Here is a 255-nt window from a genome sequence, read left to right as displayed (position 1 = left end):
CGGGAGCCGCAGGGTGCAGGAAGGTGATCAGGTACTGACCGTCACGCACCATTTCCGCTTCGTGCTTGTTCACCTTGTCGTTGAACAGAGGCTCTTTCACCTTCAGGATAACGTCAGCCTTGGCAAAAATTTCCTGAACATCGTCGATGATCTTGCCGCCGGCCTCAACATAGGCGCTGTCGGCAAAGAAAGCGCCGTCGCCCGCGCCCTTTTCAACAAGAACCGTGGCGCCGTCGGCAACCATCTTTTTGACGG

At 56.5% G+C, this 255-nt stretch carries 1 pseudogene; it reads right to left on the bottom strand.

What is annotated here, in order from left to right:
• Positions 1-255: pseudogene (locus tag V6C16_RS14800) on the bottom strand (NAD(P)(+) transhydrogenase (Re/Si-specific) subunit alpha); the annotation flags it as partial.

This window comes from Desulfovibrio sp. 1188_IL3213, assembly GCF_036763145.1.
GTDB lineage: Bacteria > Desulfobacterota > Desulfovibrionia > Desulfovibrionales > Desulfovibrionaceae > Desulfovibrio.
Note: the sequence above shows the minus strand (reverse complement) of the source record. Positions and strands in the feature narration are given on the sequence as shown.